Origin of the sequence: Halomonas llamarensis (genome assembly GCF_023555005.1) — a bacterium.
Classification (GTDB): Bacteria; Pseudomonadota; Gammaproteobacteria; order Pseudomonadales; family Halomonadaceae; genus Vreelandella; species Vreelandella llamarensis.
This window is the reverse complement of sequence record NZ_JAMJPJ010000002.1, coordinates 73,608-86,303: the sequence shown is the minus strand read 5'-3', so window position 1 is coordinate 86,303 and position 12,696 is coordinate 73,608. Positions and strand designations below refer to the sequence as shown.

At 54.5% G+C, this 12,696-nt stretch carries 15 protein-coding genes; 14 read left to right on the top strand and 1 reads right to left on the bottom strand.

The window, feature by feature from the left end:
• Positions 1-38: 38 nt before the first annotated feature.
• Genes M8006_RS02405 through sppA form a run of 3 tightly spaced genes read left to right on the top strand, consistent with a single transcriptional unit; the run spans position 39 to position 2,801 of the window.
• On the top strand, positions 39-980 hold the full coding sequence (locus M8006_RS02405) for an RluA family pseudouridine synthase (RefSeq protein ID WP_250079701.1): 942 nt from the start codon (positions 39-41) through the stop codon (positions 978-980).
• A gap of 14 nt (positions 981-994) precedes the next feature.
• Positions 995-1,657 (top strand): HAD family hydrolase, encoded by a 663-nt coding sequence (locus tag M8006_RS02400; RefSeq protein ID WP_250079699.1) that lies wholly within the window; start codon positions 995-997, stop codon positions 1,655-1,657.
• Positions 1,658-1,697: 40 nt separating this feature from the next.
• The gene (gene sppA / locus M8006_RS02395; RefSeq protein WP_250079698.1) at positions 1,698-2,801 is read left to right on the top strand and encodes a signal peptide peptidase SppA; all 1,104 of its coding nucleotides are present in this window, start codon (positions 1,698-1,700) and stop codon (positions 2,799-2,801) included.
• A gap of 5 nt (positions 2,802-2,806) precedes the next feature.
• Here sppA and M8006_RS02390 read toward each other — a convergent pair whose 3' ends face one another.
• Entirely contained in the window at positions 2,807-3,412 is a 606-nt protein-coding gene (locus tag M8006_RS02390) for a Maf family protein (RefSeq protein WP_250079695.1), read from the bottom strand.
• Between the two features lie 135 nt (positions 3,413-3,547).
• Between M8006_RS02390 and M8006_RS02385 the strand changes: the two genes are divergently transcribed.
• The 11 genes from M8006_RS02385 to M8006_RS02335 all read left to right on the top strand — a co-directional run bounded on the left by M8006_RS02385 (position 3,548) and on the right by M8006_RS02335 (position 12,685).
• The gene (locus M8006_RS02385) at positions 3,548-4,096 is read left to right on the top strand and encodes a YceD family protein (protein ID WP_250079694.1); all 549 of its coding nucleotides are present in this window, start codon (positions 3,548-3,550) and stop codon (positions 4,094-4,096) included.
• Positions 4,097-4,131: 35 nt separating this feature from the next.
• Positions 4,132-4,302 carry a 50S ribosomal protein L32 gene (gene rpmF / locus M8006_RS02380; protein ID WP_250079691.1) on the top strand — a complete coding sequence of 57 codons (171 nt, stop codon included), beginning with the start codon at positions 4,132-4,134 and terminating at the stop codon, positions 4,300-4,302.
• Between the two features lie 62 nt (positions 4,303-4,364).
• The gene (gene plsX / locus M8006_RS02375) at positions 4,365-5,399 is read left to right on the top strand and encodes a phosphate acyltransferase PlsX (protein WP_250079689.1); all 1,035 of its coding nucleotides are present in this window, start codon (positions 4,365-4,367) and stop codon (positions 5,397-5,399) included.
• Positions 5,400-5,524: 125 nt separating this feature from the next.
• Complete coding sequence (fabD, locus tag M8006_RS02370; protein ID WP_250079687.1) at positions 5,525-6,484, top strand: ACP S-malonyltransferase; 960 nt, start codon at positions 5,525-5,527, stop codon at positions 6,482-6,484.
• A gap of 49 nt (positions 6,485-6,533) precedes the next feature.
• Positions 6,534-7,277 (top strand): 3-oxoacyl-ACP reductase FabG, encoded by a 744-nt coding sequence (fabG, locus tag M8006_RS02365; protein WP_250079685.1) that lies wholly within the window; start codon positions 6,534-6,536, stop codon positions 7,275-7,277.
• A gap of 121 nt (positions 7,278-7,398) precedes the next feature.
• Positions 7,399-7,632 (top strand): acyl carrier protein, encoded by a 234-nt coding sequence (acpP, locus tag M8006_RS02360; RefSeq protein WP_100819851.1) that lies wholly within the window; start codon positions 7,399-7,401, stop codon positions 7,630-7,632.
• Positions 7,633-7,894: 262 nt separating this feature from the next.
• On the top strand, positions 7,895-9,133 hold the full coding sequence (gene fabF / locus M8006_RS02355) for a beta-ketoacyl-ACP synthase II (protein ID WP_250079683.1): 1,239 nt from the start codon (positions 7,895-7,897) through the stop codon (positions 9,131-9,133).
• Positions 9,134-9,167: 34 nt separating this feature from the next.
• Positions 9,168-10,019 carry an aminodeoxychorismate lyase gene (pabC, locus tag M8006_RS02350; RefSeq protein WP_347709735.1) on the top strand — a complete coding sequence of 284 codons (852 nt, stop codon included), beginning with the start codon at positions 9,168-9,170 and terminating at the stop codon, positions 10,017-10,019.
• Positions 10,020-10,022: 3 nt separating this feature from the next.
• The gene (mltG, locus tag M8006_RS02345; RefSeq protein WP_250079681.1) at positions 10,023-11,027 is read left to right on the top strand and encodes an endolytic transglycosylase MltG; all 1,005 of its coding nucleotides are present in this window, start codon (positions 10,023-10,025) and stop codon (positions 11,025-11,027) included.
• 27 nt (positions 11,028-11,054) lie between these two features.
• Positions 11,055-11,708: a dTMP kinase gene (gene tmk, locus M8006_RS02340; RefSeq protein WP_250079679.1), complete on the top strand. Its 654-nt coding sequence runs from the start codon at positions 11,055-11,057 to the stop codon at positions 11,706-11,708.
• On the top strand, positions 11,699-12,685 hold the full coding sequence (locus M8006_RS02335) for a DNA polymerase III subunit delta' (RefSeq protein WP_250079677.1): 987 nt from the start codon (positions 11,699-11,701) through the stop codon (positions 12,683-12,685). Before tmk ends, M8006_RS02335 begins: the two co-directional genes overlap by 10 nt.
• The last annotated feature ends 11 nt before the right edge of the window (positions 12,686-12,696 follow it).

The window sequence follows — 12,696 nt, the reverse complement described above, 5'->3', positions numbered from 1 at the left end:
AGAATGCTGCTTTTGGCATAGAGCAGGAGCGCACGACCATGGCCGAAGGGCGTGAAGTGCAGTGGGTCGATATTGCCCCTGAACAAGCGGGACAGCGGATCGATAATTTTTTAATGACTCGCTTGAAAGGTGCCCCGCGAGCGTTAATTTACCGCATCGTGCGTAAGGGCGAAGTGCGGGTGAATAAAAAGCGCGTCAAAGTCGACTACCGCCTGCAAGGCGGTGACGTGGTGCGCGTGCCGCCGCTACGCTTGGCACCGCGAGAAGCGGTCAAAGACGTCAGCGACAACTTACGTGATGTGCTGCTGGGTAGCGTAATCATGGAAGGGCCGGATTGGCTGGTGCTCAATAAGCCTTCGGGGCTTGCAGTGCACGGGGGAAGCGGGGTCAAAATCGGCTTGATCGAAGCATTACGCCAAGTGCGTGACGATCTCTCTTTTTTGGAACTGGTACACCGCCTTGATCGTGATACGTCAGGTTGTTTGTTGCTGGCGAAATCCCGCGAGGCGTTGGTAACACTCAATGCGTCGCTGAAACAACATGCCATGGAGAAGCGCTATTTGGCGCTGGTAGCGGGGCGCTGGCCGACACGCAAAACCTATGTCAGCGCCAGGCTTGACCGCTATGACGCTGGCAATGGCGAGCGCCGGGTACGCGTCGACCCTAATGGGAAAGTGGCCCGCACGCGTTTTGCCGTGGTGGAAACCTTTTCGCGTGCCACGTTGATTGAAGCCGAACCTGTGACGGGGCGCACCCACCAGATTCGTGTTCATGCGGCTCACGCCGGGCATCCGTTGCTGGGGGATGATAAGTATGTCAGCCGTGATAGTCGGCAGCTCGCCCAGCATTTGGATGTTGGGCGACTATTTCTTCATGCCCATGCATTAACCTTTCCAGAGCCGACCAATGGTCGCCCCGTCACCGTCAAGGCCGCGTTGCCCGAAGCCCTTGAGACGGTGCTGCGTCGTGCTCGCCAGTAGTTTATAGGTCCGATATGCGTTTTGAACTTGTAATTTTTGATTGGGATGGCACGTTAATGGATTCTGTGCCGCGAATTGTGTCTAGCATGCAGTCTGCCGCGCGCGATGCGCAGTGGGGTGATCTGGCAGGTCCAGCGGTCGAGGACATCATCGGGCTTGGATTGCCAGAAGCGGTGGATAAGCTCTGCCCTGGAATTTTGCCTGCGCAGTCAGCCCGCCTACGCGAGCGCTATGCGCATTACTTTGTGCATGCCGACCCCACGCCGATGACGTTTTTTGGCGGTGTGGAAACGTCTCTTAGGGCGTTACGTCAGCGAAAAGCGTTAAAGTTTGCCGTGGCGACGGGCAAGACTCGCCGCGGGTTAGACCGCATTTTTCGAGATACGCAAAGCGCTGATTGGTTTCACGCCAGCCGCACGGCGGATGAAACGCGCTCCAAGCCACACCCACAAATGCTGAGCGAGCTGTTAGACGAGCTCAAGGTGCCTGTCGAGCGTGCGGTGATGGTAGGCGACACCGAGTATGATCTGGAAATGGCCCGGGCGTTAGGCATGCCGCGGGTGGGCGTGAGCTATGGCGTGCACTCGGTGGAACGTCTTTTCGCCAGCGAGCCGGAATATTTGGCCCACAGCGTAGAGAGTTTATTTGATTGGCTGCACCGCGAGTGCCAGCAATAATGCGTAATAATGCGTAATACGGCTTTTTAAGGATATCCGCATGAGTGACGAACATTTGAAAACGCCCGATGACGATGAGCTCGAAGCGGGTAAACGCGACCCTTGGACGCAAAATGCGTCGGTCGCACCAGGTGGCGCGAAGCAAGAGCACGCTTCGCCAACAGCAGGTAAGCCTGAAGATGATGCTGCAACGCTGGTGGAGCGTCAGCGCCTAGCACAGATGGAAATGATGGACCGCTGGATCGGTGGCGTGTTGACCGAGCAGCGCCGCAGCCGTCGTTGGAAGCTATTCTTCCGCTTCATTCTAGTAGCAATTGTATTGGCCTCGCTTTCGCTGAGTGCCTACAGTATTTTTCAAGCTGGCATGGGCAGTGCCATGCCGACGCAGCCGCATTTGGGTATTGTGGAAGTCAAAGGTGTGATTAGCCGCGATTCTCCCGCCAACGCGGAGCGTATTATTCGGGGGCTTAATCGCGCCTGGTCTTCAGACGCTACCCAAGCCGTGGTAGTGCATATCGATAGCCCTGGCGGCAGCCCCGTTCAGTCACAGCGTATTTTTGCTGAGATGATGCGCCTGCGGGAGTCAGGCGATAAGCCCATTATTGCACTGATTGAAGACATCGGTGCCAGTGGCGGCTACTACATTGCCGTAGCGGCGGATGAAATCGCCGCTTCCCCGGTGAGCTTGGTAGGATCTATTGGCGTTATCTACTCAGGATTTGGCTTTAATGAAGCTATTGACTCAATCGGTATTGAGCGGCGGGTAGTGACGGCAGGCGAAAACAAAGCCTTTTTAGACCCATTTAAGCCCCTGGATGATGAAACGGTGGCGTTTTGGCAAACGGTGCTGGACAGCACGCATCAGCAGTTTATTGACGATGTCCGCGCAGGGCGCGGGGAGCGCTTAAGCGATGAAGAGGACATTTTTTCGGGCTTGATATGGAGCGGCGAGCAGGCGATGGAGCTTGGCTTGGTTGATCGGCTGGATTCGCTTGAGTCGCTATCGCGTGACTACTTGGGAGAGGTTCGCTGGGAGGATTATACGCCGAGTCTTGATCCGTTTGATCGTTTGACGCGACGTTTTACACAAACCGCCGCTCAGGTGTTGGGGTTCTCCACGTCGCCATCGCCTATTGCTTATTAAGTCGTCTAACCATTAAGCCTTTGCTCAAGCGGGTTGAGGCCTGCTTGGCGTAGCATATCGCATAGGGCAATCAGAGGGAGGCCGACGAGTGCGTTGGGGTCTCGACCTTCCAGCGAGGCAAAGAGCGCAATGCCTAACCCTTCCATGTAGAAACTGCCGGCACTGTCTAGCGGTTGTTCTTGCGCGACGTAATAGGCAATTTCAGTCTCTGAAAGCGTACGGAATACAGCGTCAAACGGTTCAACATGCACTTGGTGATGCTGGCGGCGCGTATCCAGCAGCGCTAAGCTGGTAAGGAATGTCACCCGCTGGCCTGAAAAGCGTGCGAGGTTCTCCCGCGCCTTCTCTGGCGTATGCGGTTTGCCCAGAATTTCGTCGTTAAAGACGGCAATTTGATCAGAGCCAACAATGCAGTGGGCAGGATAGTGATCGGCCACCGCAAAGGCTTTGCTGAGGGCCAGACGATGCACCAGCGCTTGTGGGCGCTCTCCTGGCTTTGGCGTTTCGTCGATATTAGGCGATTGGCATTGATAGGGAATCTGTAATCGGTCGAGCAGGGTGCGGCGCGAGCGAGAACTCGAGGCGAGCACTAAAGGTGAGGAGGTTGGCATGGCGAAACTCTCGATAAAAGATAAAGGTTGGGCGAGTGACGGTGAGTGTAACGAAGCCGACAACATACGCCCAGAGATAAGAAATGCATCGGCGGCTTTGACAGACAAGGGGTGAGTGCCTATCATTGCGCGCCTATGTTGACCTCACAGCTCCCCAGCCGGGTTGAGCCTTATAAGCTTGCAGCCCGCGACGAACGACTCGAAGGCCTTGTTGCGCTGAATCAGCTAGCGCGATTGGTCGAAGAAGCCGGTGACCAAACGGGCGACTGCCATGTCGTACTTGAGTTTGGCATTGATGCGCAGGGTCGTCGTGAAATTCGTGGCCACTTACAAGCGGATATGTTGCTTGCATGCCGTCGTTGCCTAGAGCCAATGCCGCAGCAAGTGGAAAGTCGGTTTGTGCTTGGTTTGATCAGCGATGAGGCGTTAGCAGGCGAACTTCCTGCAAGCCATGAGCCCGTACTGGTGAAAAATGAACAGCTGGACTTGCTGACGGTTGTAGAGGACGAGTTGATTCTGAGCCTCCCTCAAGTCGTATATCATGACGAAAAGGAGTGCAATGTTTCACCTGAACAGCTGGTCAGCAAAGCCAAAGGTTCGAACGATACAACATCGCCAGCCGAAAATCCTTTCGCGGTGCTCAATGCTTTAAAGAGCAGTGGCGCATTGAAAGGCAAAAAATAGCAATTTTTACCCTATCACACTTGGAGTAAACACCCATGGCAGTTCAAAAGAACCGTAAAACTCGCTCTAAACGCGGTATGCGTCGCAGCCACGATGCCCTGAGCGCGCCGACACTGTCTCAAGACAAAGAGACGGGCGCTACGCATATGCGTCACCACGTATCTCCGGACGGTTTCTATCGTGGCCGTAAGGTGGTAGAGGTTTAATACCTTGCGTTTTTTTTCAGTGGTCAAATCGCAATGACTCAGTAACCGTGGCTCAGTAACGCGTGCGCATCGCAATTGATGTTATGGGGGGCGATCAAGGTCCCCAATCCATCATCCATGGTGCCGCTAAAGCAGTGTTGCGCCACGATGATTTAGAGCTTTTGTTGTTTGGCCCAGGTCGGCAAGTTGTTGCCGAGCTTTCGCGCTTGCCGCAGCCAATGGCTGCGGCAGCGTCACGTTTGGTGGTATGTAATAGCCACGCTCACGTAGCCCAAGATGCTACGGCTGCATGGACATTACGTCATGGTCAAGATACTAGCATGGCGCAAATGCTGCGCTGTGTGGCAGGTAATAGCTTATACGGTAGCGCCGATGCAGGCGTTAGCGCGGGGAATACAGCGGCATTGGTGGCCTTATCGCGGCGCGAACTGGGCACACTGCCGGGTATTAGTCGCCCGGCGATTAGTACGGCGATCCCCACGCGAAACAATCAGCGTTGTTATCTGCTCGACCTGGGGGCCAATGTGGATTCACCTGCGCCGCGGCTGGTGGATTTTGCCGTAATGGGGGCGGCGATGGCGCAGAGCGTTGACGCTATTGCGCGTCCTCGGTTGGCACTGCTGAACGTTGGGGCCGAAGCGACCAAAGGCAGTCGCAGTGTGCGTGAGGCGAACACGATTTTGCGCCGTTATCCAGCTTACGGCCTTTTTGACTATCAAGGCTATGCTGAAGGTGGAGACCTTTTTCGCGGCAACCTCGATGTCGTTGTTTGCGATGGTTTTGTCGGCAATGCAGTGCTGAAATCGAGTGAAGGGTTGGCCAATATGCTAATTGAACGCGTTCAGGCAGTATTCGAATCTCGGCTGAGCGGTCGTCTGGCGAGTTTACTGGCGAGGCCGGCACTCAAGCGGTTAAAAAAAGAGCTTGATCCTGTGCGCTACAATGGCGCTAGTTTATTAGGGCTTTCGCGTATTGTAATCAAAAGCCACGGTGGGGCTCATGCGGAAGGCTTTTATTATGCAATTGTGCGTGCGATGCAAGAAGTCGAGCACGATTTGCCGCAACAATTAGTGCAACGCTGGCAATCTCTGCCATAACGCTGATCAAGCCGCGGGACTCATGAAGAGTGCCGCGGGGCGACCTGACCGGCCAAAAGTACAATAGGCCGTGCAGTGTTTTGTGCTCTCATGAGCAAACGCTAACAAGTGCAAAGGTGAACGACATGTCTCAACCCCTTGCTCTCATATTCCCTGGGCAAGGCTCTCAACAGCTAGGAATGCTGCGAGAGCTGGCCGAACGCTACAGTGTGGTAGGAACCACCTTTGAAGAAGCGTCGGATGCTTTGGGCTATGATCTATGGAACGTCGTGCAAGAAGGTCCCGAAGAGTCACTCAACGCGACGGCTTGCACCCAGCCCGCGCTTTTAGCTTCAAGCATCGCCGTTTGGCGAATATGGCAAGAGCTGGAAGGACCGCGCCCCGGCGTAATGGCAGGTCATAGCCTCGGTGAATACAGCGCCATGGTATGTGCCGGTGTGATGGGGTTTGCCGAAGGTATTAACCTTGTACGCTTGCGTGGTGAGGCCATGCAGGAAGCCGTGCCTGCGGGCCGAGGGGCGATGGCGGCTATTTTAGGTTTGGATAATGCCGCTGTTGAGGCAGCCTGTGAAAAGGCAGCACAAGGTGAGGTAGTGTCGGCTGTTAACTATAATGCGCCGGGGCAAGTGGTTATCGCCGGGGCTAAGTCAGCCGTTGAGCGCGCGATTGCCGCGTGCCAAGATGCTGGGGCAAAACGTGCAATGCCATTACCCGTCTCTGTACCGTCGCACTGCGCACTGATGAAACCGGCCGCTGAGCGACTTTCGGCTGTTATTGGCGAAATTGAGCTGCGTGCACCACGCTATAGTGTAATTCAAAATGTGGACGCACAAGCTCACGCTGATATAGATGCATTACGTACCCGTCTAGTAGAGCAGCTCTACCGGCCCGTTCGTTGGACAGATTGCGTTGAATCCATGAGTGCGCAGGGGGCTAAGGCGTTTATTGAGTGTGGGCCAGGTAAAGTGTTAACGGGCCTGAATAAGCGTATCGTACGGGGGAGTAAGGGGTTGGCGGTAAATGATCCCGATAGCTTGGATGCTGCGCTGGAGCTGGCGCGCGAAACGGTTGCAGATAACGACTAAACGTTAGCCGCGAGGTTATGAGCACTTTTTCGACAAAGGGGTGTACGTAATGACACAAGAACGCAGAGTGGCGCTGGTCACCGGTGCCAGTCGCGGTATCGGTCGTGCCATTGCACATGAACTTGGCCGCCAAGGCCGTATTGTGGTGGGGACGGCCACAAGCGATGCGGGGGCGGAAAAAATTGATACCGACCTCAAAGCGCAAGGCATTGAAGGCGCAGGCGTTTGCTTAAACGTTACTGATCTGTCAAGCATTGATGGCATACTGAAAACGATTACCGAACAGTTCGGTGCGCCGACTATTTTGGTAAATAATGCTGGCATTACCCGAGACAATCTTCTCATGCGCATGAAAGAAGATGAGTGGGACGCGGTAATGGATACCAATCTTAAATCTGTGTATCGCGTCAGCAAAGCGTGTTTGCGCGGTATGACAAAGGCACGTTTTGGGCGAATTGTGTCAATAAGTTCTGTGGTGGCAACCATGGGTAACTTAGGCCAGGCTAACTACGCGGCAGCCAAAGCGGGGATGGAAGGTTTTAGCCGTTCGTTGGCGCGCGAAGTGGCTTCGCGCAATATCACTGTCAATAATGTAGCGCCAGGATTTATTGCCACCGACATGACCGAAGGGTTGCCGGAAGCTCAGCACAACATGTTGCTCAAGCAGATTCCGCTGGCACGCCTAGGCGAACCCGAAGAGATCGCCGCGGCAGTGGGGTTTTTAACCAGCGATAGCGCAGGTTATATCACCGGAGAAACGCTGCACGTCAACGGCGGCATGAATATGCGTTGATGCCCTTGGTTTGGCGGTTGCGTCTGCCAAAGGGCGTCTATAAACTACCCCGCAGCTTTTGGCTTGCGGTTTCCAAATGGCTGGTTATTAAACCGCTAATGTGAACGACTGGAGTACGTAGATGAGTACTATTGAAGAACGCGTAAAAAAAGTTGTGGCCGAGCGCCTAAACGTTAAAGAAGAAGATATCCAAAACGGTTCTTCTTTTACCGAAGACTTGGGTGCCGACTCGCTCGATACGGTCGAGCTGGTTATGGCGCTGGAAGAGGAATTTGATACCGAAATTCCTGATGAAGAAGCTGAAAAAATTACCACGGTTCAAGAAGCGATCGATTACGTTAACGCCCACCAGTAAGGGTGTTGTTGGCGCTACTAACCGAGGCGGTTTTTACCGCCTAAATAAAAGCCGTCCTCCCTTAGGGCGGCTTTTTGCTGTATAGGGCAATGAATTTGGCAGGTAATCTCCGTTATACTGTCGCCTTTTGGCTAAGGGGTAAATGCTCGACATAAGCGACGTTGCGCCTTAACGTGCATGTAGCCTATGCATGTTTACAGTAAGCGACCGGCAGAAATAATCCAAATGGGTTAAGTCACCATGGATGCCTGGAGGAAAACGAATGGCACGAAAAAGGGTAGTGGTAACTGGGCTAGGCCTGGTGACCCCTGTGGGAAATACCGTCGATGAGTCGTGGTCCAACATCGTCGCAGGTAAAAGCGGTATTGCACCCATCGAACATTTTGATACAAGTGATTTTAATACGCGCTTTGGCGGATCGGTTAAAAACTTTGATATTAGTCTCTATTTAAACCCTAAAGATGCCCGCAAGATGGATTTGTTTATCCAATACGGTATGGCCGCTGGCGCGCAGGCCATTGAGGACGCGGGGATCGTCTGCAACGAAGATAATGCTGACCGTATTGGTGTCGCGATTGGCTCAGGCATTGGCGGATTGCCTATGATTGAGCACAATCATAATGCGCTGCAAAGAAGCGGTCCGCGGCGCATATCACCGTTTTTCGTGCCGGGCTCTATTATCAATATGATCTCCGGCAATATGGCGATTCAGCACGGCTTTAAAGGCCCCAATATTGCCATTACCACTGCCTGTACGACGGGTACTCATAATATTGGCTATAGTGCGCGTACCATCGCCTATGGCGATGCCGATGTGATGGTGTGTGGTGGTGCTGAAATGGCGACTACGCCTTTGGGGCTTGGGGGGTTCTCCGCGGCGCGCGCCCTTTCCACACGTAATGATAACCCTGAAGCGGCAAGTCGCCCATGGGATGCGGATCGCGATGGCTTTGTTCTCTCTGACGGAGCGGGTGTGCTGGTATTAGAGGAGTATGAGCACGCCAAAGCGCGCGGTGCGAATATCTACGCAGAGCTTGTAGGCTTTGGTATGAGTGACGATGCTTTCCATATGACGGCACCGCCCGAAGATGGTAGTGGCGCCGCCATTTCCATGAGCAATGCGATCAAAGATGCGCGAGTTGACGCGGCAAATGTTGATTATATCAACGCACACGGCACTTCCACTGCATCAGGCGACTTGGCCGAAAGCCGTGCGGTGGAGCGTGTGCTTGGCGATGCTGCTAAAAATGTGGCGGTGAGTTCAACTAAGTCTATGATTGGTCACCTGTTGGGTGCGGCCGGTGCCGTGGAAGCGGTCTTTAGTGTGCTGGCCATTCGTGATCAAGTAGCGCCACCCACGATCAATCTGGAAAACCCCCAGGAAGGCTGTAATCTCGATTACGTACCGCATAATGCCCGTGATATGACGATCAATGTGGCGCTTTCCAACTCCTTTGGGTTTGGCGGTACTAACGGTTCGCTGCTGTTCAAGAAGGTGTAGACGTAAAATGGGATAACGCACGAGGATGAGCGTGATGATGGCGTCTCCAATGCTACCGTTTGATGATCGTGGCTTCGCCTATGGGGACGGTGTCTTTGAGACGGTGCTATTGCGCGATGGCGAGCCTGTTTTGTGGGATTACCATCGTGCCCGTTTGCACCGAGGCTGCGAGGTATTAGGCATACAAACACCCAGTGACGCAGCGCTTGAAGCCACGTGGCAAACCGCTGAGCAGGGTGAGGTATTCCCGCAACAAGAAATCCTTAAAATCGTGGTAACGCGCGGCAGCGGAGGCCGTGGCTATGCACTGCCGCCAACGCCATCGCCGCGCTTATTGAGTCGCCGCACGCCATTTACGCCGAATTCTTCACGTAGGTATGAAGGGGTTCGTGTGTGTATTTGCGACTTACGGCTTGCGCATCAGCCCCGACTTGCCGGTATCAAGCACCTAAACCGTTTAGAAAATGTGCTCGCTCGACGCGAGTGGCAACGCGATGATATTGCTGAAGGCTTACTTGCTGACCAGCAAGATAACTTGGTAGAAGCCACCAGCATGAACCTATTTTGGCAACAAAACGGTGCTGTATGGACCCCACCGCTAGAGCAGTGCGGGGTGGCGGGCACGCTGCGTGAGGCGCTGTTATCGCGACGGCATATTACGGTTGCATCACTGCCATTACGTGAACTTCATCGTGTCGAGCAGCTGTGGGTCGGTAACTCGGTGCAAGGCATTTGGCCGGTGGTGGCATTGGTAACGCCCAATGGTCAAGTGCAAAAGCGATGGCCATTACCTACGAATGATGTGCTACAAGCGGCCGGGCATCGGCTATTAGGCGTTGCCTCACAACACGTTGTGTCGTTGAAGCAAAATAATGAAAAGAGGTAGGTTTTGAAACGAATTTTTTGGGCGTTATTGGTCGTGTTGGTGCTCGGTGCGATCAGTGCAGCCGGCGCTTACTATTATTGGCAAAGCCGCCTTTCAGTACCGCTAGCGCTTGAAGAGCCGACGCTCTATCAGGTCCCATCAGGTGCGGGTTTTCATCGTGTGATTGCCGAATTGGGTGAACAAGACATTATTACGGATGCTTGGGCGTTTCGTCTGTTACCTAAGCTCGCGCCGAATAAACTGCCGCAGCTACGCGCGGGCGAATACCAGCTAGAGCCGGGGATGACAGGCCAAGACATGCTTGAGTTACTGGGCAGTAATGACGTTGTGACCTATCCGCTTACCGTGCCCGAAGGTTGGACGTTTCGCCAAATGCGCGAGCTTCTTAATAAAGCACCGAAGCTTGATAACCGCACGGCAGAAATGAGTGGGAAAGAGGTCATGGCGCTATTAGGTCGTGAAGGCGTCTATCCTGAGGGCTGGTTTTTCCCTGACACTTACCGTTACCACTTAGGCATGAGCGACGTAGATATTTTGCAGCAATCGCTTGAGAAGATGGAGCGAGTGCTAGAAGACGTATGGGCCGAGCGCAGCGACGACCTGCCCATCGACACCCTCTATGACGCCCTGATTATGGCATCGCTAATTGAGCGCGAAACCGGCGCGCCGGAGGAACGGCGTGAAATTGCCGGTGTGTTTAAACGCCGTTTAGAGCGCGGTATGCGTTTACAAACTGACCCGACGGTGATTTACGGTATGGGGGAGCGTTACGATGGCAACATCAGTTATGCTGATCTGCGCGAAGCAACCGCGTACAACACCTACGTAATTGACGGCATGCCGCCGACGCCGATTGCCCTTCCAGGTCGGGCGGCGCTTGAGGCTGCGGTAAACCCGCTGCCGGGGGAGGCGCTCTATTTCGTTGCCAAGGGGGATGGCACTCATCACTTTTCGCGTACGCTACGTGAGCATAATAACGCCGTTAATCGCTACATACGCAATCGGTAATTCATCATCCATTATGTTGAGGCTATCATGAGCCAGCGCGGGCGCTTTATCACCCTAGAAGGCGGCGAAGGCGTGGGTAAATCGACCAACCTACAGTGCGTGGTCGATTGGTTGCGTGCTCAAGGACAAGACGTTATCAGTACGCGTGAGCCGGGCGGTACATCACGTGCGGAAGATATACGCCACCTATTACTTGACCCCGCGTCGGCCGAGCCGTTAAGCGCCGATGCCGAGCTTTTATTGATGTTTGCCGCCCGGGCGCAGCATTTGGCAGAGAAAATTCTACCCGCGCTTGAGCGTGGTTCCTGGGTAGTGTGCGACCGCTTTACCGATGCGACCTACGCGTACCAAGGCGGCGGGCGAGGTATTGCCGTTGAGCGGATCGCCACGCTCGAGCAGTTCGTTCAGCGGGGGCTACAACCCGATCTCACACTGCTGCTTGATATGCCGGTGGAGGCCGCAAACCATCGCGTGGCTTCGCGCTTATCGCATCAGGGTGGTGAGCGTGACCGCTTTGAGCGTGAGCATGGCGACTTCTTTGACGCCGTCCGCAATGCCTACCTTGAGCGAGCCGCCCAGGCACCCAAGCGCTTTGCCGTCATCAATGCGGCAGAGCCGTTGGAGCTTGTGCAAGTGGCGATTACAGATGCGTTAGCCAAGCGGGTGGCAGCATGGCCGTAGCGTCGGTTATGCCTTGGCATCACGGCATGTGGGAGCAACTACTGAGCTTGCAGAAAAATGGCCGACTCCCCCATGCGCTTTTGTTTAATGGGCCTCATGGGGTCGGTAAGCAAGCGGTAGCAGAGGCGTTAATCGCCCAAATGCTGTGTGCTAACCCCGGCACTCACGCCTGCGGGGAGTGCCATAGCTGCCAGATGCTCGCTTCGGGCTACCATCCGGATTTGCTGCGTGTATCGCCGGAAGAGGGTAAGCGTCAAATTCGTATTGACCCGATTCGTGGGGTGAACCGTTTTGTGAACCAAACCGCTCAGCAAAGCGGTTACCGAGTGATTGTGATTTCGCCGGCAGAAGCGATGAATGTGGCAGCGGCCAATGCGCTGCTCAAGAGCTTGGAAGAACCGGGCGATAAGACGCTCTTTATTCTGCTTTCCGACGTGCCGTCGCGAATGTTGCCGACCATTCGCTCTCGCTGCCAGCAGTGGTCGCTGGCGAGTGTGGCTTATGCTGAATGCCGATCCTGGCTCTTGGAGCAATTGCATAGTGAAGAAGAAGCCCGCTTTTGGTGGCAAGTGGCGGGTGGTTTGCCCTTGTTGGCAGTCGAATTAGCCGCGCCTGAAGCGCGGGCGCTTCGCCATCAGCTGCATGATAGCTTTGAGCAATTGATGCGCGGCGCTGAGCCGGTAAGCGAAGCAGCACGACTCGACCGTAAAGCGTTGGATGGTATCCTGTGGTACGGTATCGCGTGGTTAGAAGATCTTATTCGTTTCGGGTTATCGGGTAATGAAACGGGTCTGCACAATGCTGATTTGGTGCCGTTGTATCGCCAAGCCATGAAGAATGGTCGTGTGCAAGACTGGTTTCGCTTGCTGGATTATGCCCGCGAGCAGCGTCGTTTATTAGCGGTAGGAGCTAACCCGAACCCGCAGTTGGTGCTTGAAGCATGGTTGGTGCGTTGGGCGGCTTTGTTGCGCTCGTAAGCCGCCCTTAG